This window comes from Pseudoalteromonas sp. S408 (assembly GCF_005886645.1).
Taxonomy (GTDB): Bacteria; Pseudomonadota; Gammaproteobacteria; order Enterobacterales; family Alteromonadaceae; genus Pseudoalteromonas.
In genome coordinates this window covers 1-307 of sequence record NZ_PNDY01000098.1, presented here as the reverse complement: position 1 = coordinate 307, position 307 = coordinate 1, and the positions used below count along the sequence as shown (strand labels likewise).

The window sequence follows — 307 nt, the reverse complement described above, 5'->3', positions numbered from 1 at the left end:
CAGTAACAGCGTCTAGCGCTGCATCTTCATCAAACTCAGGGAAGTCTTCAATTTCAAGCTCATCTTCGATGCTGTCTGCAATTAGTTCATCTTCGCTTGGAGATTCTACTTCTTCCTGCACTGTCTCTTCTTGAATAGGCGTATCTTGAGCTTCTAGAGTCTGCTCATCAGTAACAGCTTCTAGCGCTGCTTCTTCATCAAACTCTGGAAAGTCCTCGATCTTTGGCTCATCTTCGATGCTATTTGTTAATGAAGTACTCTCATCTTGTTCAACTTCAGGTTCTTCACTGTTGATTTCATGTTCAAT

1 protein-coding gene is annotated in these 307 nt (G+C 42.0%); it reads right to left on the bottom strand.

Annotated elements, in window-relative coordinates; genetic code table 11:
- On the bottom strand, nt 1-307 hold a 307-nt coding region (locus CWB62_RS18740), incomplete at both ends, for a hypothetical protein (RefSeq protein ID WP_212747507.1).